17 protein-coding genes are annotated in these 19,372 nt (G+C 71.8%); 5 read left to right on the top strand and 12 right to left on the bottom strand.

The genetic code is table 11. From position 1 onward, the window contains the following. Positions 1-64: 64 nt before the first annotated feature. From OG897_RS22245 to mce, 7 genes are all read right to left on the bottom strand, one after another. Positions 65-952, bottom strand: a complete 888-nt coding sequence (locus tag OG897_RS22245; protein WP_266658947.1) for an ABC transporter permease subunit — start codon at positions 950-952, stop codon at positions 65-67. Continuing rightward, a complete protein-coding gene (locus OG897_RS22240) occupies positions 949-2,205 on the bottom strand; it encodes an ATP-binding cassette domain-containing protein (RefSeq protein WP_266658946.1) in 1,257 nt (418 codons plus the stop codon). The genes OG897_RS22245 and OG897_RS22240 overlap by 4 nt, the downstream gene beginning before the upstream one ends. 269 nt (positions 2,206-2,474) lie before the next feature. Further along, positions 2,475-3,245 carry an ABC transporter permease gene (locus tag OG897_RS22235; RefSeq protein ID WP_266658945.1) on the bottom strand — a complete coding sequence of 257 codons (771 nt, stop codon included), beginning with the start codon at positions 3,243-3,245 and terminating at the stop codon, positions 2,475-2,477. Between the two features lies 1 nt (position 3,246). Beyond that, a complete protein-coding gene (locus tag OG897_RS22230) occupies positions 3,247-4,206 on the bottom strand; it encodes an ATP-binding cassette domain-containing protein (protein WP_266658944.1) in 960 nt (319 codons plus the stop codon). Between the two features lie 160 nt (positions 4,207-4,366). Beyond that, entirely contained in the window at positions 4,367-5,308 is a 942-nt protein-coding gene (locus tag OG897_RS22225; protein WP_189826712.1) for a cellulose-binding protein, read from the bottom strand. A gap of 307 nt (positions 5,309-5,615) precedes the next feature. Then, entirely contained in the window at positions 5,616-9,779 is a 4,164-nt protein-coding gene (gene scy / locus OG897_RS22220) for a polarized growth protein Scy (RefSeq protein WP_266658943.1), read from the bottom strand. Positions 9,780-10,020: 241 nt separating this feature from the next. Continuing rightward, complete coding sequence (gene mce, locus OG897_RS22215) at positions 10,021-10,485, bottom strand: methylmalonyl-CoA epimerase (RefSeq protein ID WP_266658942.1); 465 nt, start codon at positions 10,483-10,485, stop codon at positions 10,021-10,023. Positions 10,486-10,623: 138 nt separating this feature from the next. Between mce and OG897_RS22210 the strand changes: the two genes are divergently transcribed. Together OG897_RS22210 and meaB are read left to right on the top strand one after the other, a co-directional pair. Continuing rightward, positions 10,624-11,826 (top strand): acetyl-CoA C-acetyltransferase, encoded by a 1,203-nt coding sequence (locus tag OG897_RS22210; protein WP_266658941.1) that lies wholly within the window; start codon positions 10,624-10,626, stop codon positions 11,824-11,826. A 59-nt stretch (positions 11,827-11,885) separates the two neighbouring features. Next, positions 11,886-12,842, top strand: a complete 957-nt coding sequence (gene meaB, locus OG897_RS22205) for a methylmalonyl Co-A mutase-associated GTPase MeaB (RefSeq protein WP_266658940.1) — start codon at positions 11,886-11,888, stop codon at positions 12,840-12,842. A gap of 246 nt (positions 12,843-13,088) precedes the next feature. On the opposite strand, the gene OG897_RS22200 is transcribed toward meaB, so the two are convergent. Continuing rightward, positions 13,089-13,679, bottom strand: a complete 591-nt coding sequence (locus tag OG897_RS22200) for a PepSY domain-containing protein (RefSeq protein ID WP_266658939.1) — start codon at positions 13,677-13,679, stop codon at positions 13,089-13,091. A 147-nt stretch (positions 13,680-13,826) separates the two neighbouring features. On the opposite strand from OG897_RS22200, the gene OG897_RS22195 reads away from it, so the two are divergent. Both OG897_RS22195 and OG897_RS22190 read left to right on the top strand, forming a co-directional pair. Next, positions 13,827-14,504 carry a response regulator transcription factor gene (locus OG897_RS22195; protein ID WP_266658938.1) on the top strand — a complete coding sequence of 226 codons (678 nt, stop codon included), beginning with the start codon at positions 13,827-13,829 and terminating at the stop codon, positions 14,502-14,504. Beyond that, on the top strand, positions 14,504-15,949 hold the full coding sequence (locus OG897_RS22190) for a cell wall metabolism sensor histidine kinase WalK (protein ID WP_266660405.1): 1,446 nt from the start codon (positions 14,504-14,506) through the stop codon (positions 15,947-15,949). The genes OG897_RS22195 and OG897_RS22190 overlap by 1 nt, the downstream gene beginning before the upstream one ends. Before the next feature lie 82 nt (positions 15,950-16,031). Here OG897_RS22190 and OG897_RS22185 read toward each other — a convergent pair whose 3' ends face one another. From OG897_RS22185 to OG897_RS22170, 4 genes are all read right to left on the bottom strand, one after another. Next, on the bottom strand, positions 16,032-16,544 hold the full coding sequence (locus OG897_RS22185; protein WP_266658937.1) for a MarR family winged helix-turn-helix transcriptional regulator: 513 nt from the start codon (positions 16,542-16,544) through the stop codon (positions 16,032-16,034). A gap of 147 nt (positions 16,545-16,691) precedes the next feature. After that, positions 16,692-17,477: an AIM24 family protein gene (locus OG897_RS22180; RefSeq protein ID WP_266658936.1), complete on the bottom strand. Its 786-nt coding sequence runs from the start codon at positions 17,475-17,477 to the stop codon at positions 16,692-16,694. Next, on the bottom strand, positions 17,474-18,124 hold the full coding sequence (locus tag OG897_RS22175) for an AIM24 family protein (protein ID WP_266658935.1): 651 nt from the start codon (positions 18,122-18,124) through the stop codon (positions 17,474-17,476). Before OG897_RS22175 ends, OG897_RS22180 begins: the two co-directional genes overlap by 4 nt. Further along, on the bottom strand, positions 18,124-18,762 hold the full coding sequence (locus tag OG897_RS22170) for an AIM24 family protein (RefSeq protein WP_266658934.1): 639 nt from the start codon (positions 18,760-18,762) through the stop codon (positions 18,124-18,126). The genes OG897_RS22175 and OG897_RS22170 overlap by 1 nt, the downstream gene beginning before the upstream one ends. 220 nt (positions 18,763-18,982) lie before the next feature. On the opposite strand from OG897_RS22170, the gene OG897_RS22165 reads away from it, so the two are divergent. Beyond that, positions 18,983-19,321, top strand: coding sequence for a DUF3817 domain-containing protein (locus OG897_RS22165; RefSeq protein WP_266658933.1), 339 nt, complete (start codon positions 18,983-18,985; stop codon positions 19,319-19,321). Positions 19,322-19,372: the final 51 nt, after the last annotated feature.

The raw sequence follows: 19,372 nt of genomic DNA, 5'->3' as shown, positions 1-19,372 counted from the left end.
GGGACCGTGCGCCGTCCGTACGCGGTGTCCCGTCCGGCCGTCCGGCCGTCCGTGCGTGTGTGCGTCAGACGTCGCGCCGGTCCTGCACGTAGAACGCCAGCCCCAGGAAGACGGCCGTCAGCCCGCCCATGATGCCCAGGGCCTCCCAGCCGCCGGGAGCGCCGTCGACCATCGGCGTGCCGTAGAAGACGCCGAGCTGACTGGGGATCGAGTACTCCAGCAGGAAGTTCTGCACCTCGCCCAGCGGCGTCGCGGCCAGGAACAGCGCCGTCACCAGCGGCAGCAGCACGAAGCCGATCATCAGCGTGATCGCGCCCGCCGAGTGCCGCAGCAGCGTGCCGATCGCCAGCGCGAAGAGGCCGATCAGAGCGACGTACGCACTGACGCCCACGGTCGTCCACAGCCACAGGGCGGTGCTGCTCCGGCCGCCGAGCGCACCCGCCAGCAGGGCGGAGGCGAGCGTGGTGGCCACCAGGGTCACCACGAAGGTGAGCACCGCGAAGACGATCGCCTTCGCCGCCAGCACGCGCGCCCGGCTCGGGCAGGCGGTGAGCGTCGTACGGATCATGCCCGTGCCGTACTCGGAGGCGATCGTCATCACGCCGAGGGTCATCACCGGCATGATGCCGAGCAGCACGCCGATGAAGCCGAGCGACAGCGGCGACTGGTCCTGGGGCACGTCGTTGCTGGACAGTGCGGCGGTGATCAGTGCGCCGATGCCGAGGATCAGCGCGAGCAGCACGCCGAAGTTCCACAGGGTGGAGCGCACGGAACGGATCTTCGTCCACTCCGAGGCGAGCGCGTCCGCGAGGGTCGCCCGCCGCTGCGGCACGGGGGAGAGGTAACCGGGCTGCTGCCCGCCACCGGGCCAGTGCTGCTCGGGCGCGGAGACGGCCCCCTGCGGGCCCGGCTGGGGGAACGGCTGCGCGTGCGGGGTCGAGGGGGTCGTCATCGGGCGTCCTCGGGGGTGGTGGTGTCTGCGTCGCTCTTGGTCAGGTCGGCCGGAGGCGGGGCCGGGGCCGGGGTCGGGGCCTGGGCCGGGGTCGGGGCCTGGGCTGCCTCGGCCGGTGCGGTGGGCCGTGCGTACGGGTTGTCCGCCGCCGGTACCGGAGCGGTCGCACCCGACCCCGGCACGCCCGGGTGCGGCACGCCCGGCTGCGGGGGCGGCGGCGCGTACCAGCCCTGCTGCGGCGGGGTCTGCACGACGGCGGTCTGCGCACCCGGCAGGGCACCGCCGGGCAGCGCACCGCCCGGCGGCTGCGGCGGGGCGAAGCCCGCGAGCTGGTCGTCGGTGGAGCGGTAGTCGACCGCGCCCTGCGTCATCCGCATGTACGCCTCCTCCAGCGACGCCTGGTGCGGCGCCAGTTCCCACAGGCGTACGTCCGCCTCGTGCGCGAGGTCGGAGATCCGGGGGAGGGGCAGCCCCGTCACGCGCAGCGCGCCGTCCTGCTCCGGCATCACCCGGCCGCCCGCCTCGGTGAGTACGGAGGTCAGCTTCTCCCGCTGCGCGGGCTCGGTCTGCGGGGTGCGGACCCGGGCGAACCCGGCGGAGTTGGCGGCGATGAAGTCCTTGACGCTCATGTCGGCGAGCAGTTGGCCCCGGCCGATCACGATCAGGTGCTCGGCGGTCAGCGCCATCTCGCTCATCAGGTGCGAGGAGACGAAGACCGTACGGCCCTCGGCGGCCAGCATCTTCATCAGGTTGCGCACCCACAGGATGCCCTCGGGGTCGAGGCCGTTGACCGGCTCGTCGAAGAGCAGCACCTGCGGGTCGCCGAGCAGGGCCGCGGCGATGCCGAGCCGCTGGCCCATGCCGAGCGAGAAGCCGTTGGAACGGCGGCGGGCGACCTCCTGGAGGCCGACGACGCCCAGCACCTCGTCGACCCGGCCGGCCGGGATGCCGGAGAGCTGGGCCAGGGAGAGCAGGTGGTTGCGGGCGCTGCGCCCGCCGTGTACGGCCTTCGCGTCGAGCAGCGCGCCGACCTGGCGGGGCGCGTTGGGCAGGTCGCGGAAGGCGTGGCCGCCGATGGTGACGTGTCCGGACGTGGGACGGTCGAGTCCGAGGATCATGCGCATGGTGGTGGACTTCCCGGAGCCGTTGGGCCCCAGGAACCCGGTCACGGCACCCGGCCGCACCTGGAAGGAAAGGTTGTACACGGCCGTCTTGGCGCCGTAGCGCTTCGTCAGGCCGACTGCCTCGATCATTCTCCAGCCCCATCGACAGATCGTCGGGGCCACGATCACGCGCCGGTCATGCGGTGATCCCTTTTGCCCCCGTAAGCATGAGGAGCTTAACCACCGACGACCGGTTCCGACCAAGAACGACTGTTCGGACGGGCGCGGGTCGCGCGTCCCCTACGGGCGCGGGTCGTGCATCCCCTACGGGCGGGACTCCGCGTCCCGTACGGGTGCGGCCCGCCACCCCTTACGGGCACGGGCCGCACCACCCCTGAGGGTCCTACGCGTCAAGGGTCTTACGCGTCGCGGTTCTTCAGCACCAGCCAGCCGCAGAGCACCGCCAGCGCCGTCCAGGCCACCAGGATCCCCAGGCCGCCCCACGGGCCGTACGGAGCCACGTCGTTCTCCGGCGCGACCACCTGCATGATCTTGATGCCCGCCTGGTCGGGGAGGTACTGCGCGATCTTCCGGGTGGCCTCCACCCCGCCCAGGATCGGCGCGATCAGGAAGAAGACCGGCATCAGGATGCCCAGCGACAGCATCGGCGAGCGCAGGACCGTCGCCACGCCCATCGCGAAGACCGCGATCAGCGTCATGTAGAGCGCGCCGCCGAACACCGCCCGCAGCACCCCCGGGTCGCCGATCGACGCCTTGAACCCGCCCAGCGCGGCCTGTCCGGCGAAGAACGTGACGAAGCTCGTCACCAGCGCCACCAGGAAAGCCAGCAGCGTCGCAATTCCGATCTTGCTGAACAGGAAAGCGCCGCGCCGGGGCACCGCCGCGAGGGAAGTGCGGATCATTCCGGTGCTGTATTCGTTGCCGACGACCAGTACTCCGAAAACGATCATTGCGAGCTGGCCGAGACCCGTCCCCGCGAAACTCGTCATCGTCGGATCGATGAACTGCCGTTCCCGCGCGTTCATCTGCGTGAACTGGTCCTTGGACAGCAGGCTGATCAGCAATCCGAGGGCGACCGTGAAAACGAAGGCCATTCCGAGCGTCCACACGGTGGAACGCACAGATTTGATCTTGGTCCATTCCGACGTCAACACCTGGGCGACCGCCATGTCACTCCTCCCCTCCGAGCGTTCCGGCCTGGCCCCAGCGCGGTTCGTCGGGCGGCCCGGAATGGGCGTGGTACTCGACCGACCCGGCGGTGAGCTGCATGAACGCCTCTTCCAGCGAAGCCTGCTGCGGACTCAGCTCGTGCAGCACCAGCTGATGCCGCGCCGCCAGCTCGCCGAGCTGCTCCGAACCGACCCCGTCGACCTCCAGCGTGCCGTTGCCGTTCTCCACCACCGTGATCCCGGCCTCGTGCAGCACGTCCCGCAGGCGCTCCTGCTGCGGGCTGCGCAGCCGTACGTACGAACGCGAGTTGGTCCGGATGAAGTCCGCCATCGAGGTGTCCGCGAGCAACCTGCCCTGCCCGATGACCACCAGGTGGTCGGCGGTCAGCGCCATCTCGCTCATCAGGTGCGAGGAGACGAAGACCGTACGGCCCTGGGAGGCCAGCGACTTCATCAGATTGCGGATCCAGTGGATGCCCTCGGGGTCCAGCCCGTTCACCGGCTCGTCGAACATCAGGATCTCCGGGTCGCCCAGCAGCGCGCCCGCGATGCCCAGGCGCTGCCCCATGCCCAGCGAGAAGCCCTTGGAGCGCTTCTTCGCCACGGAGGTCAGGCCCACGGTGTCCAGCACCTCACCCACCCGGGACGCGGGGATGCCGTTGCTCTGCGCCAGGCACAGGAGGTGGTTGTACGCGCTCCTGCCGCCGTGCAGCGCCTTGGCGTCCAGCAGGGCGCCCACGTACCTCAGCGGGTCCTTCAGCTCGGTGTAGCGCTTCCCGTCGATGCGGACACCGCCCGCCGTCGGCCGGTCCAGGTCCAGCATCATGCGCATCGTCGTCGACTTGCCCGCGCCGTTCGGTCCCAGGAACCCGGTGACGATGCCCGGACGCACCTGGAAGGTGAGGTCGTCCACGGCCAGTTTCGACCCGTACCGCTTGCTCAGCCCCGCTACGTCGATCATGGAGACACCTCCGTCTTGCGGCCACGCTAAGGGCGCGCGAAGCCCCCCGCCACCGGAAAACGTGACGGGGGGCTGCACGGGGTGCTGCGCGGTACTGCGGAGGCTGCTGAGCCCTGCGAACGGGGCCCGGAGCCGCCCATTCTCGTACTAAGCGGTCGTGCTAGCGGGACTGCTGGGCCGGGACTCCACGGGAGATCGGCTCGTCGTCCACCGGGGCACCGGCGGCGGCCACGGCCGCACCGGTCAGCGTCGCCAGCATCTCGCGGACGTTGGTCAGCTGGGCGTTGATCGAGTCGCGGCGGTTGGTGAGCGCCGCCAGCTCGCGCTCGGACTCGCTGCGGATCCGGTCGGCCTTGGCGTTCGCGTCGGCCACGATGTCCTCGGCCTGGCGCTGTGCCGTCTCCACCGTCTGACGGGCCCGGCGCTCCGCGTCCGTACGCAGCTTCTCGGCCTCCAGGCGCAGCTGCTCCGCCCGGTGCTCGATCTCCGCGAGACGCTTCTCCGCCTTCGCCTGACGCGAGGCCAGGTCGCGCTCCGACTGCTCGCGGCGCTTGGCCAGGTTCGTCTCGAAGTCCGCGGCGGCCTGGGCGGCCTTGGCGCGGGTCTCCTCGAAGAGGGCGTCGGCCTCCTCGCGCTTGGACTGCGCGTCCTTCTGCGCCTCGGAGCGCAGCTGGGCGGAGTCGCCCTTCGCCTTCTCGACGATCCGGACGCCCTCGTCCTCGGCCTTCGCCTTGCGCTCCGCCGCGAACGACTCGGCGTCGTTGCGCACCTGCTGGGCGGCCGACTCGGCCAGCTCGCGGTGCTGCTCGGCGGCGCGACGGGCCTCCTCACGCAGGTCCTTCGCCTCCTCCTCGGCAAGACGGAGGATCTTCTCGACGCGGGCACCGAGACCGGCGTACGACGGCTCGGCGTCGTTCACCTGGGCCTGTGCGTTCTGCGTTTCGAGGTGGAGCTCCTCGATGCGCTTCTCCAGCGAGGTGATCCGGGCAAGCGCGCTGTCACGGTCGGCGAGCAGCTTGGCGATGCGGTCGTCCACCTGACCGCGGTCGTAACCACGCCGCACCTGCTCGAAGCCGTAGGGGGAGGCGGAAGTGTCGCTCATGAGGTTCCTGTCGAATGAGACCGGTGAGGTGATAGGGGGAATCCTAGGGGCCTTAGCGGCGTGTCATCGAGCCATTGCCGGTTTGATCGGGAGAATGACCCTCCTTTTGAGTGGCAACCCGTCGAGCTGCTTGCCACCCGCACGGATGAACACCTCGTCAAACCTGTCTGGAATCACAGCTCAATCACAAGTGGCCCTTCCGTCACGGAAATGGTCTGCCGACCCGTCCGTGACATCCATACCGACTTCCCGCGACGAGCCGCACCATGCGTGCCGCCCGCCGCCCGCGATCGCACCGGGATTCCCGCTAGCCGTCCGAGGACTTGCCACCCGATCGAGTCCCGCCCGCCGCCGCCCCGGCCTTGACGCCGCCCGAACCCGAGCCGCCGGCCGGCTTGCCGCCCCCGGACGGTGCCTCGAATGATTCCAACGCCTCAAGCACGTCCTGGACACGGGAGATCTCGGCCTGAATGTCCTCGCGCCTGCGCACCAGGACGTCCAGCTCGCGCTTGCCCTCGGCGACCATGCGGTCCGCCTCGGCCTTCGCCTCGTCCCTCAACTTCGTTGCCTCGCGGACCAGTTCGGCCTTCTTGGTCTCGGCCTCCTTGAGCAGGGCCTCGGCCTTCTTGACCGCCGCGATACGGACCTTCCCGGCCTCGGAACTCGCCTCGGACACCATGGACTTGGCCTTCGCCTCGGCTTCGGCCTGCTGTTCGGTCGCCGCCCTCATGAGCTTGTCGACGCGCTCGCCCGCGGTCTTCATCTGCTCGGAGGTCTCGCGGCGCGCACGCTCGTGCAGCTCCTCGATCTCGCCCTCCAGACGGGACCGCAGCTCCTCCGCCCGCTCCCTTATGGCGGTCGCGTCCCGGCGCGCCCCGATCAACAGCTCGTCGGCGTCCGTACGGGCCTGCTCCACCAGGGAGTTGCCCTCGACCTTCGACTCCGACACCAGCCGCTCGGCCTCCTTGCGGGCCGCGCCGACCATCGTGTCGGCCTGCTCCTCGGCCTGGGTCGCGGCGCGCAGCGCCTCCTCCTGGGCCTTCGCGACGAGCGTGTCCGCCTGCTGGGCCGCGTCCGCGCGCCGCTTGGACGCCGCCTCACGGGCCTCGTCGAGCAGCCGGTCGGCCTCGGAACGCGCCTCGTTGCGCAGCTGCTCCGCGGCGGCCTCGGTGTCCTCGCGGTGCTTGGCGGCATCGGCGCGGATCCGCTCGGCCGCCTGCTGGGCGCTGCCCACCGTGTCGGCGGCCTCCGCACGCAGCCGCTCGGCCTCGCCGGTGGCGTCCGACACCAGCTGCTCGGACTTCCCCGTCGCGTCCGCGACCAGCTTCTCCGCCTGCTGGAGGGCCTCGGTGGTCAGCTTGTCGGCCTCGGCCGCGGCCTCCGTGATGAGCGTGTCGACCTGCTCGGCGGCGTCCGTACGCCGCTTGTCGGCGGCCTTGCGCGCCGCGTCGAGCACCTGCTCGCCGTCCGCGCGGGCGGCCGCCCGCAACTGCTCGGCCTGCGCCTCGCCGTCCGCCTTGACCTGCTCGGCCTCGGCGCGCAGCCGCTCCGCCTCCTGCTCGGCGGTGTTCAGCGTGGCCGCCGCGTGGGCGGTGATCCGCTCGGCCTCCGCGGTCGCCTCGGCGACGGCCCGGGTGGCTTCCTGGTCGGCCTTGTCGCGTACCTCCGCGGCTTCCCGCTCGATCCGCTCGGCCTCGCTGCGGGCCTCGCCGATCAGCAGGTCCGCCTGGGCGGCCGCGTCGTTGCGGATCCGGTTGGCGTCGTCACGGGCCTCGGCGCGGGACTTCGCCGCCGCCTCCTCGGCCGCCGCGAGGGCGTCGGACGCCTCGGTACGGAGCTGCTGGGCGCGCTCCTGCGCGTCCGTGCGCACCCGCTCGGCCTCGGCGATGGCGTCGCCCACGGTGCGCTCGGCGAGCGCCTTCGCGGCGTCCGACTCCTCCTGGGAGCGGCTGCGGATCCGGGCCGCGTCCTCGGCGGCCCGCTCCCGCTCGGCGTGCGCGTCGGAGCGGACCCGGTCCGCCTCCTCCTGCGCCTCGGTCGTCGTACGCTCCGCCGCGTGCTCGGCCGCGTTGCGCAGCCCGGCGATCTCCTGCTCGGCCTGCTCCTGGAGCCCGGCCACCGCGTCCCGCACCTGCTGCGCGGTCTGCTCGGCCGCCGACACCAGCTCCGACGCCCGCCGGTCCGCGTCCTCGACGAGCCGCTGAGCCTCCGCCTGCGCCTCCTCGACCCGCTTGCGGGCCGACGCGAGAAGCTCCTCGCTCTGCTCGCGGGCCGTGGCGCGCTCCCGCTCGGCCTCCTCGCGGGCGCCGGTCAGCGTCTCCTCGGCCTCACGACGACGTCGTACGGCTTCCTCCTGCGCGGCGGCCAGCGCCTCGGCCGCCTCACCGGACACCCGCTCGGCAGCGGAAGCCGCCTCCGCGCGCACCCGGTCGGCGCTCTCCTGCGCCTCCGCCTTGAGCCGCTCGGCCTCGGCGGAAGCCTCGCTCCGCAGCCGTACGGCGACGGACTCGCCCTCGGCCCGCGACTGCGCGGCGTCGGACGCGGCCTCCGTACGGAGCCGCTCCGCCTCCTCCTCGGCCTGCGCCTGCAACGCCCGCGCCCGCTCGGCGGCCTCGGCGCGCAGCCGGTCGCTCTCCTCGCCGGTCTCGCGGCGGATCCGCTCGGCCTCCGCGCGCGCCCCGAGCAGGGTCTCCTCGGACGAGGTGAGCCGCTGCTCGGCCTCGCCGCGCAGCCGCTCGATCTCCGCGCCCGCCTCGGCCTGCCGGGCGGCGACGGCACGCTCGGCGTCCGCGCGCAGCGCCCGTGCGTCCGTTTCGGCGGCGTCGCGGGTCTGCTCCGCCTGCTCCTGGGTCTCGGCGCGCAGCCGCTCCACCTCGGCGTGCGCGCTCTCCAGCGCGTCCTCGGCCTGCTTGCGCAGCGCGTTCGCCCGCTCGGTGGCCTCGGAGCGCACCCGCTCGCCGTCCGCGCCCGCGGTCTCCCGCAGCTCCTCGGCGTCGGTGCGGGCCTTGGTCAGCAGTTCCTCGGCGGTACGGGCCGCCTCCTCGATCTGCTGGACGGCCTCCCGGCGGGCCTCGCCACGGATCCGCTCGCCCTCGGCGACGGCCTCCGCGCGCAGCTGCTCGGCCTCGCCGCGCAGCCGCCGGGCCTCCTCCTGGAGCTCGACCGTCTTGGCCCGGTACTCCTTGGTGTCGTCCTTGGCCGCGCCCTTGAGCTCGTCGGCCTGCTCGGCGGCGTCCCCGCGCAGCCGCTCCGCCTCGGCCTCGGCCTCGCGGCGGATGCGCTCCGCCTCCTCGGCGGCCTTGCGGGTGGTCTCCTGGGCGTTCTCGGACGCCTTGGTGAGGATTTCCTCCGCCGTACGGGCGGCCTTCGCGAGCTGGGCGGCGGAGTCCTCGGACGCGGCGGTACGGGCCTTGTCCGCGGCCTCCTTCACCAGCCGCTCCGCCTCGGCGCGGGCGTCGGCGAGCGCCTGCTCGGCCTCCGCCTTCAGCGACTCGGACTCCTTGGTCGCCTCGCCGACCAGGCGGGCGATCTCGGTCTTCGCCGTACGGGTGCGCTGCTCGTTGACGGACTCCGCGCCGGAGAGCTGCTTGGCGGCGGCCTCCTTCGCCTCGCTGAGCACCTTCTCCGCTTCGAGCCGCGCCTCGCGCAGCGCCGTCTCGGCCTCCTGCATCCGCGCCTCGGCGGTGCGGGACATCTCCGCGGCCTGCTTGCGGGCCGCGTCGGACTCGGTGGTGGTGGTCGTACGGAGCTGCTCGGCGTGGGTGGTGGCCTCCTGCGCCTGCGTGGACGCGGCGTTCAGGAGGCGCTCGGCGTCCTTGCGGGCGCGCAGCAGCGTCGCCTCGGCCTCGGCGCGGGCGGCCTCGGAGTCGGCGGTGAGCCGCTGGCGGGCCTCCTCGGCGACCCGGGTGGCCTCGGTGCGCGCGGCGGCGAGCGCCTGCTCGGCCTCGGCGCGGGACTCCTCCATGAGCCGCCGGGCCTGCGCCTCCGTACGGGCGCGGAGCTGCTCGGCCCACGCCACGTTCTCGTTGACGTGCGACTCGACGGTCTGCCGCCGCTCCGCCAGCTCCTGGTCCAGGCGCTGACGGCGCGTGACGGCTTCTTGGTGCAACTCCGCCTGGAGCCTTGCCTGGTGCTCGGCGTGCTCCTGGAGGATGCGTTGCGTCTGGGCGCGGGCGTCGCGCAGCTCGCGCTCGGCGTCGGTGCGGAGCTGGTCCGCCTGCACCTGCGCGTTGCGGAGCAACTGCTCGGCCTGGTAGCCGATGTCCGCCGCGTCGTAGGCGGGCCGGGACGCGAGGTTGCGGCGCGCCTCGTGCAACTTGGCGCGCAGCACCTCGACCTGGTAGCCGAGGTCCTCGGCGTGCTGGACCGCCTTCTCCCGCTCGGTCTTCAGCCGGTCCATCTCGGCCTCGAACCGCGAGAGATGGTCGGACTCAGCCCGTAGAGGGCCCTCCTGGCGTTCGTAGCCCCGCACTGCGCGGTCCCATCCGTCCCCTGGTCGCAACTGACTGTCGTGACTCTGTTGTCGTACGTTCGTGGTCGTACGGCGCTTCCGCGCGCGGTGGTTCCGCGCCCGTCCGTTCCGTACGGCCCCACCCTGACAGCGGGCGGGCCCCCGGGGAATGGTGTCAGATCAACAGCGGGCCACAAGTCGCAGGCCCGATTCCCGGCCCCGGCCCGGAATCGCCCACTCTACCGGCCGGGTCGGGCGGGAGTCAGTGGTCCTCCGTACTGCCCTCCTCGCCGCCCTCCCGAGGGGACCGGGCGGCGGTGACCAGTTCGGTGAGGACGCCGTGGCAGTCCTTGGGGTGCAGGAAGGTGATCCGGGAGCCCATGGAGCCGATGCGCGGCTCGTCGTACAGCACCCGTACGCCCTTCTCACGGATGTCGGCGGAGTCCGCGTCGACGTCGGCGGTGCCGAAGGCGATGTGGTGGACGCCCTCGCCGTTCTTCGCCAGCCACTTGCCGACCGCGCTGTCCTCGCGGGTGGGTTCGAGGAGCTGGAGGTAGGTGGCGCCGCCGTCGGAGGCGTCGTTGACCTTGATCATGGCCTCGCGGACGCCCTGCTCCTCGTTGATCTCGGAGTGGTGCACCTCGAAGCCGTACGTGGCCCGGTAGAACTCGACGGTCTTGTCGAGGTCGTGGCAGGCAATTCCGATGTGATCGATTCGCGTCAGCATGCTTGTAGTGCAGCGTGGTTGGGACCGGTTACGCAACGTGCGCGCCGTCACACCGGCTCCCCGGTGACGTGCGAGGGAGCCGTCAGTATCGTCGAGTAAACCCTCGTTCACTCCCTACCTCCCAAGGGGCCGTGCCTCATGTCTGGAACGACCGATACCACTTCTGTCATCGTCTCGGGCGCCCGGACGCCCATGGGCCGTCTCCTCGGCTCCCTGAAGTCCTTCTCCGGAGCCGACCTGGGCGGCTTCGCGATCAAGGCGGCCGTCGAGCGTGCGGGCATCGGCGGCGACCAGGTGCAGTACGTGATCATGGGCCAGGTGCTCCAGGCCGGTGCGGGCCAGATCCCGGCCCGGCAGGCCGCCGTCAAGGCGGGCATCCCGATGAACGTCCCGGCCCTCACCATCAACAAGGTGTGCCTCTCCGGCCTCGACGCCATCGCGCTGGCGGACCAGCTGATCCGCGCGGGCGAGTTCGACATCGTGGTCGCGGGCGGCCAGGAGTCCATGACGAACGCCCCGCACCTGCTGCCGAAGTCCCGCGAGGGCTACAAGTACGGCTCCATCGAGATGCTCGACGCGATGGCGTACGACGGACTCACCGACTCCTTCGAGAACATTCCGATGGGCGAGTCCACCGAGAAGCACAACACCCGCCTGGGCATCGACCGGGCCCCGCAGGACGCCTTCGCCGCCCAGTCGCACCAGCGTGCCGCCGCCGCCCAGAAGAACGGGATCTTCGAGGCCGAGATCACCCCGGTCGAGGTCCCGCAGCGCAAGGGCGACCCGGTCCTGGTGTCCCAGGACGAGGGCATCCGGGCCGAGACCACGGTCGAGTCCCTCGGCAAGCTGCGCCCGGCCTTCGCCAAGGACGGCACGATCACCGCCGGTACGTCGTCGCAGATCTCGGACGGCGCGGCCGCCGTGGTCGTCATGAGCAAGGCCAAGGCCGAGGAGCTGGGCCTGGACTGGATCGCGGAGATCGGCGCGCACGGGAACGTGGCCGGGCCGGACAACTCCCTCCAGTCGCAGCCCTCGAACGCGATCGCGCACGCCCTGAAGAAGGAGGGCATCGGCGTCGACGACCTCGACCTGGTCGAGATCAACGAGGCGTTCGCCGCGGTCGCCGTGCAGTCAATGAAGGACCTCGGGGTGTCCCCGGAAAAGGTGAACGTCAACGGTGGCGCGATTGCCCTGGGCCACCCCATCGGCATGTCCGGCGCGCGGGTCGTCCTGCACCTCGCCCTGGAGCTGAAGCGGCGCGGCGGCGGCGTGGGTGCGGCGGCGCTGTGCGGAGGCGGCGGTCAGGGCGACGCGCTGATCGTCCGCGTGCCCGGCAAGTAACCCTCGTACGTCCCTCGTACGTTCCTCGTACGTACTGAGCTAGTGAGCGGAGCGCTGTGATGCAGGACGTCCCCACGCTGGTGGAACAGGCCCGGGAAGGGCGGCCCAGGGCCGTGGCCCGGCTGATCTCGCTGGTCGAGGGGGCGTCCCCGCAGCTGCGCGAGGTGATGGCGGCGCTGGCGCCGCTGGCGGGCAACGCGTACGTGGTCGGGCTGACCGGATCGCCGGGTGTCGGCAAGTCGACGTCGACGTCGGCGCTGGTGGCCTCGTACCGCAGGGCCGGGAAGCGGGTGGCGGTGCTCGCCGTGGACCCGTCCTCTCCCTTCAGCGGGGGCGCTCTCCTCGGGGACCGGATCCGGATGGCCGACCACGCGTCGGACCCGGGGGTGTACATCCGGTCGATGGCCACGCGCGGGCATCTGGGCGGGCTGGCGTGGGCGGCGCCGCAGGCGATCCGGGTGCTGGACGCGGCGGGCTTCGACGTGGTGCTGGTGGAGACGGTGGGGGTGGGACAGTCGGAGGTGGAGATCGCCTCCCAGGCGGACACCTCGATGGTGCTGCTGGCCCCCGGGATGGGCGACGGGATCCAGGCCGCGAAGGCCGGGATCCTGGAGATCGGTGACGTGTACGTCGTCAACAAGGCGGACCGGGACGGCGCGGACGCGACGGTCCGGGAGCTGAACCACATGCTGGGCCTGGGGGAGTCCCGGGGTCCTGGCGACTGGCGTCCGCCGATCGTGAAGACGGTGGCGGCGCGGGGCGAGGGCGTCGAGGAGGTCGTCGAGGCACTGGAGAAGCACCGCGCGTGGATGGAGGAGCGGGGGGTGCTGGCGGAGCGGCGGGTGGCCCGGGCCGCGCACGAGGTGTCGACGATCGCGGTGACTGCTCTGCGGGAGCGGATCGGTGACTTGCGGGGGGACCGGCGGCTGGAGGCGTTGGCGGGGCGGATCGTGGCGGGCGAGCTGGATCCGTACGCGGCGGCGGACGAACTGGTGGCGGGAGTGACGGAGGGGTAGGGGCGTCGCCCCCGGCCCCGTTGTACGGCAAGGTCGGTCGGCGGGCCGGGGCCTGGGTCAACACCGCGCTGAACGCGGGCACTTCGGTCGGCACGGTCGTCGTCGGGCTGCTGGCGGGGCGGCTTCCGCTGGCCCTGTGCTCCGTGCTCGTGGCCGTGCCGGTGCTGTGCGCGTCGGCCGCGGGGCTCGCGCGGCGGGGCCGGAGGCGGGGCTCGGAGGGGGCCCTGGGCGGGGTCCGGAGGGGGGTCAGTCGTCGGAGGTCGTCGCGGCGCGGTCGTCCGCCGCGTTGTCGGCCCCTGCGTCCGCCCCGGCGTCGTCCTGATCCTTCGGGGCCACGACCGCCTTGCCCGTCGTGGCGTCCACGGTGACGTCCTGGTGGCGGCCGTCCTTGCCGCGGACCTCGATCTCCCAGTGGCCGCGTTCGAGGTCGGCCTCGGTCACGTGACCGGGAACGGTCTTCAGGGCCGAGGCCACTGCCTGCTGCACCGTGACGTCCGCGCCCTTCGGGGCGTGGTCGTCGCGGTCGTCGTCGCCCGCGTCGACGTGGTCGTCCCGCACCTTCGCACCCGACGGGTCCAGCGTCACGTCGTGCCACTTGCCGTCCTCGCCGAACACGTCGACGTCCCACTCCCGGCCGTCGTCCTCCAGGTCCACACCGGTCACGGTGCCGGGCACGGCGGACGCGGCCGTGGAGACGGCCCGGTTCACGTCGGCCGACACTCCCGGCGCCGCCTTCGGGCCGTCCTCCGAGGGGAGACTCAGGGCCGTGGCCGTGCCCCCTCCGACGAGTACGACGACGGCGGCCGCGGCGATGACGGACTTGCGCTTCATCTTCATGGGGTCCTCCCGGGTTCGGTGAGTCTGGTTCGGTGAGTCTGGTTCGGTACGTCTGTCGGTACGTCCACCAATCTGCGCCCGGCACCCTTAACGTCACCTGAAGGCGCCTGAAGCCCGTTTCAGGTTCGCCCTGCGACCCTTGTCCCCATGCGTTTGTTGATCGTGGAGGACGAGAAGCGGCTCGCGGTGTCGCTGGCCAGGGGGCTCACCGCCGAGGGCTTCGCCGTGGACGTCGTGCACGACGGGCTCGAAGGGCTGCACCGCGCGGGCGAGACCGCGTACGACCTGGTCGTCCTCGACATCATGCTGCCCGGCATGAACGGCTACCGGGTCTGCGCCGCCCTCCGCGCCGCCGGGAACGACGTGCCGATCCTGATGCTCACCGCGAAGGACGGCGAGTACGACGAGGCCGAAGGGCTCGACACCGGGGCCGACGACTACCTCACGAAGCCCTTCTCGTACGTCGTCCTGCTCGCCCGCATCCGCGCCCTGCTGCGCCGCCGGGGGAGCACGGGGAACTCGCCGGTGCTCACGGTCGGCGCGCTCACGCTCGACACCGCGAGCCGCCGCGTGCACCGCGACGGTGACGAAGTCACGCTCACGGCCAAGGAGTTCGCCGTACTGGAGCAGCTCGCACTGCGGCCCGACGCGGTCGTCAGCAAGGCGGAGATGCTGGAGCACGTCTGGGACTTCGCCTACGACGGCGACCCGAACATCGTCGAGGTCTACATCTCGACGCTGCGCAGGAAGCTGGGTGCGGAGCGCATCCAGACCGTGCGCGGGGCCGGGTACCGGCTGGTCGCCCTGGGCGGTGGCGCGCGGTGATGCGCTCGGTGCGGGCCAGGGCCGCCGTCGGGGCGACCGCAGTCGTCGCCGTGGCGCTGGTCGCGGCGGGCCTCGCGGTGCTGCTCGTGCTCGGCGCGAAGCTCACGGACCAGACCGACCTGCGGGCCGAGGTCGCCGCGCAGGAGGTCGCGTCACAGGTCGCGCTGGGGGTCGCGTACGAGAAGCTGGAGCTGCCCGACAAGGAGGACAACCCGGTTCAAGTGGTCACCGAAGAGGGGCAGTTGGTGGCCGCGAGCGAGAAGCTGGAGGCGATCTCGGGGGCGGGGAGTCCCCGGGTGAAGCCCGTCGTGGTCGGGACGCGGCCCGCCGACGGCGACGGCGACGGCGGCGACGATGACGACCCGGGCCGTGGCGAGGTCTCCCGCGACGAGCCCCGGATGTCGACCGGCAGCGCCACCGTCGACGGGGACGGCGCCGCGTACCGGTTCGCCGCCGTCGAGGCGACGACGAGCGCCGGGCAGACCGTCACCGTGTACGCGGGAGCGCCGCTCTCCGGCGAGCGCGAGGCCGTCGGCACCGTACGGGACGCGATGCTCACCGGGCTGCCGGTGCTCCTGGTGGTGGTGGCCGGGGTGACCTGGCTGGTGACCCGGCGCGCGCTGCGGCCCGTCGAGGGCATCCGGCGCGAGATGGCCGCCATCACCGCCTCCGAGGACCTCTCGCGCCGGGTTCCCGTACCCGGCACCCGTGACGAGGTGGACCGGCTCGCGGTGACCACGAACGAGACGCTCGCCGCGCTGGAGACCTCGACCGAGCGCCAGCGCCGCTTCGTCGCGGATGCCTCGCACGAGCTGCGCAGCCCGATCGCCTCGCTGCGCACCCAGCTCGAAGTGGGCGCGGCGCACCCGCAGTTGCTGGATCTTCAGGGTGCGGTGGAGGACACCGTACGACTCCAGGACCTGGCTGCGGATCTGCTGCTGCTGGCCCGGCTGGACGCGGGCGAGAAGCCGGGTTCGTCGCGGGTCGACCTGTCCGCGCTCGTACGGAGAGATGTCGCGCGGCGCGCCGACCGGGACCGGTGGCCGGTGACGGTGGAGGTCGCGAACGGGCTGGAAGTGGCTGGATCGCGTGGTCAGCTGGGGCGCGTGCTGGGCAATCTGCTCGACAACGCACAGCGTCACGCGGTGAGTTCGGTCGCGGTGACGCTGCGCGCGGAGGCGGGGCGGGCGGTGCTGGAGGTCGCCGACGACGGGGCCGGAGTGCCCGAGGAGGAGCGGGGGCGGATCTTCGAGCGGTTCGTACGGCTCGACGACGCGCGGAGCCGGGACGAAGGCGGCGCGGGGCTCGGGCTGGCCATCGCCCGGGACGTGGCGCACCGGCACGGCGGGACGCTGACGGTGGACCGGGCGGCGGGCGGGGGCGCACGGTTCAGGCTCGTACTGGAGCTGGCGGGACGGAGCGGGAGCACGGAGCCGGAGCGGTGAGCGGGGGCGGCGGCCCACAGCGGCGGGCCAGGGCGGCGGCCCGGTGTGGCGGCCCGGGGAGCGGTGAGCGGGCCCGCCGGGGTCAGATCCTGCCGCGCTTGCCCCGCAGGTCCTCCGTCACCGGCTTCAGTACGGCGCTCAGCCGGATCAGTTCCTCCGGCATCATCATGTCGATGAAGTGGCGGCGCACGGACGCGACGTGGTGCGGGGCGACCTTCTGCATCATCTCGCCGCCGTCTTCGGTGAGGACCGCGTAGAGGCCGCGCCGGTCGGACTCGCAGTTCTCCCGGCGGACCAGGCCCGCGTTCTCCATGCGGGTGATCTGGTGCGAGAGACGGCTCTTGGACTGGAGGGTGGCCGTCGCCAGGTCGCTCATCCGCAGCCGCTTGTCGGCGGACTCGGAGAGGTTGACGAGGATCTCGTAGTCGTTGTTCGTCAGGCCGAACGGCTGGAGGTCCTTCTCCAGCTGGTGCATCAGCAGCTTGCTGGCGTCCAGGTAGGTGCGCCAGGCGCACTGCTCGGCGTCGCTGAGCCAGGGAGTGTCGGCGTCGGCGATGTCGGCGGTGGCGGTCGCTTCGCGGTCGGTGGGGGGCATGGAGGCATCATACCTAAGAAGTTGAATACTGGACGAAAATCGGGAATCTGCACAGTGTGACACCCGGCACCCTGGGAGGGAATGGCTGTGGCATCGGGGTGTACGTTCGCACCCCCGAGCGGGCGGTCACACTGTGCAGACTACCGCTTACAGTCCGAAGCGCCGCTGGAGATCCCCGAGTTGGCCGGGAAGACGCGGTGCGGCCCCCTGCGAGCCGTGCTGTCCGCCGCCGCCCGGCACCCCCGCATTCTGCCCGGCCGCGCCGCCGACCGCACCCACGGCCTGCTCGGCCATGAGCAGCTCGGTCGACTGGAGCAGCACCGTACCCGCCCCGACGAATTCGAACTGGTGCTCCTCGCCGGAGGCCCCGCCGATGCCGGTCATCGCCCGGAGACCGCCGAGCACGCCCGTCAGGTAGCCGTGGTCGTAGTGGTGGCAGGGGGACGGGCAGTCCGCCCAGCCCACCAGGGCCTGCGGGTCGACGCGGATCGGCGGCTCCATGAAGACGACCGGGCCGTTGGACGCGGCGACGAACTTCCCCGTACCGATCAGGGTGAGGAAGCCCGGCACGATCGACTGCTTGAGGGCGAGGGTGGGCTGGTAGGCGAGGAGGTTGCCCGCGCGGATCGTCAGGTTGCCCTCCTCCAGGTCGAAGGAGTTCACGTCGAAGGCGCGGTCGGCGAGCAGCATCTTGCCGCTGCCCTCGGCCACCACCCAGTCACTGGCGTGCAGCGGGGAGTGGAAGGACGTCCGCAGCAGGCGGTCGAAGCGGCCGTGGCCGATGCCGTTGAACTCGATCTGCCCGTAGTAGGCGATCATCTTGCCCTTCTGCAGGAACCACTGGCTCCCCTTGAGCTCCACGCAGAAGGTGTACGGATTGACGTTGTCGTCCGAGGGGAGGGTGTGCGGGTCGAGCACGACGGGGCCGGTCACAGCTTCTCCTCGGATGCCTGGACGTACACCGCACCGTGGCCGGACAGCTCCAGCTGGAACGCCTCGCCGGAGCCGCGTCCCACCATGTCGCGCCAGCCGAGCGCGGTCGACAGCTTGTTGCGTACGTCCCCGTGGTGGGCGACGTACGCCTGCGGGTCGACGTGCACCGGGCGCTGCGGGGTGATCGGCAGCTCGATGACGCCGCCGTGCGCCATCACGGCGACCGCGCCGTGACCCTTGAGGGTCGTGGTGAACAGGCCCTGCCCGGTGACCTGGCCGCGCACCATGCCCATGACGCCGCCCTGCGAGCCCATGAACATCGTGCCCTGCGTCAGGGTGCCGTCGAAGGCGAGGAGGCGGTCGGCCTCCACGCACAGGGTGTCGCCGGACAGGTTGATCACCTGGATGTGGTGGCCGCCGTGGCCGAACATCACCGTGCCGCTGCCCTCGACCGTCATGAGGGGCGTCGCCTCGTTGGCGACGCGGCGGCCGATCATCGACATGACCCCGCCCTGGCCGCCCTGGATGTTCGGCGTGAAGGACACCTCGCCCTTGTAGGCGAGCATCGCGCCGCGCTGGCTGTACATCTTCTGGCCGGGCAGCACCTGCGCCTCGACCATCCGGGAGTTGATCTCGCGGAACGGCATCAGACGTCGCCCCCGATGGTGTTGCGCTCGCTGGGCTGGACGTACACCAGGCCCTCGCCCTCGAAGCGGATCTGGAACGCCTCGCCCGAACCCTCGCCGATGAAGGTCCGGAAATTGACCCCCGACTGGAAGGACTGGCGGAGGTCGCCGGTGTGCGCGACGTACGCACCCGGGTCGACCTGGAGCGGGTACTGCGCGGAGACGCGCAGGGCGACCGCCTGGCCGTCGGAGGTGATGGCCGCCTGGCCGTGCCCCTCCACGGTCGTGGTGAACAGGCCGTTGCCCGTCGCGCCGCCGCGCAGCCCGGTGAAGGTCGTACCGGTGCGCAGGCTCGCGTCGGTGCACAGCAGGTTGCTGGACTCCACGTAGAGCTTCTCGCCGGTGAGGTTCACCAGGTTGATCTCGCTGGCGCGGTCGGCGAAGTAGCACGTGCCGTGCCCCTTGGCCTCCATCACCGTCATCTGTTCGCCGGTCAGGCGTCGGGTCACCATGCCGCGCACGCCTTCACCGCCGCCGGTCATCTTCTTGAAGGAGATCTGGCCGTCGTACGCCACCATGGAGCCGTTCTTCGCCTTGACGGCGTCCCCGGTGATGTCGACGGCGAGCACCTTGCTGCCTTGCAGTCGGAACTGAGCCACGGGTCGACCGTAGCGGGCGGGCTCCGCCGCGACCAGGGCCCATGGGGGGAGTCCGGCCCTGATGCGACCCTGAGCCAAGGGTTGGCAAAGCCGGATGCCACAATGAGGGGCGCGCTTGTGCATACGTTCACAAGATCGCTTCGTGTGCTTCGCGTCCCGTGAGGCACCTCTCTACTGGTTCCTGGCTGCCGCCACCCCCGACGACGAAGGTTGCCCTTCCGTGGATCTCAAGACCGCCTCCGCCCTCCGCCGCCTCCGCCTGGTCTCCGCTCCCGAAGCGGTGTCCTTCCTGCTGCTGCTCGTCTGCTCGGTGCTCAAGCGCACCACGGACTTCAACGCGGTACCGGCCATGGGCATGATCCACGGCGTGCTCTTCGTGCTGTACGTCCTCTTCTGGGCGGACGCCTGGAACCGGACCAAGTGGCCGCTGAAGACCGCCGCCTTCTACGTCGTGATGTCCGTGCTGCCGCTGGGAGGCTTCTTCGCGGAGCGCAAGCTCAAGGCGGAGGGGGAGCGGGCGGTCATCGCGGCGCGGGCGCGCAAGGAATCGGTCGCCTGAGCATCGTCGTGTGAGGTGGTCCTCGGCCTGCGTGCCGTGCGAAGCCCCCGG

It is taken from the genome of Streptomyces sp. NBC_00237 (assembly GCF_026342435.1).
GTDB lineage: Bacteria > Actinomycetota > Actinomycetes > Streptomycetales > Streptomycetaceae > Streptomyces.
This window is presented reverse-complemented; position numbering and strand designations above follow the sequence as displayed.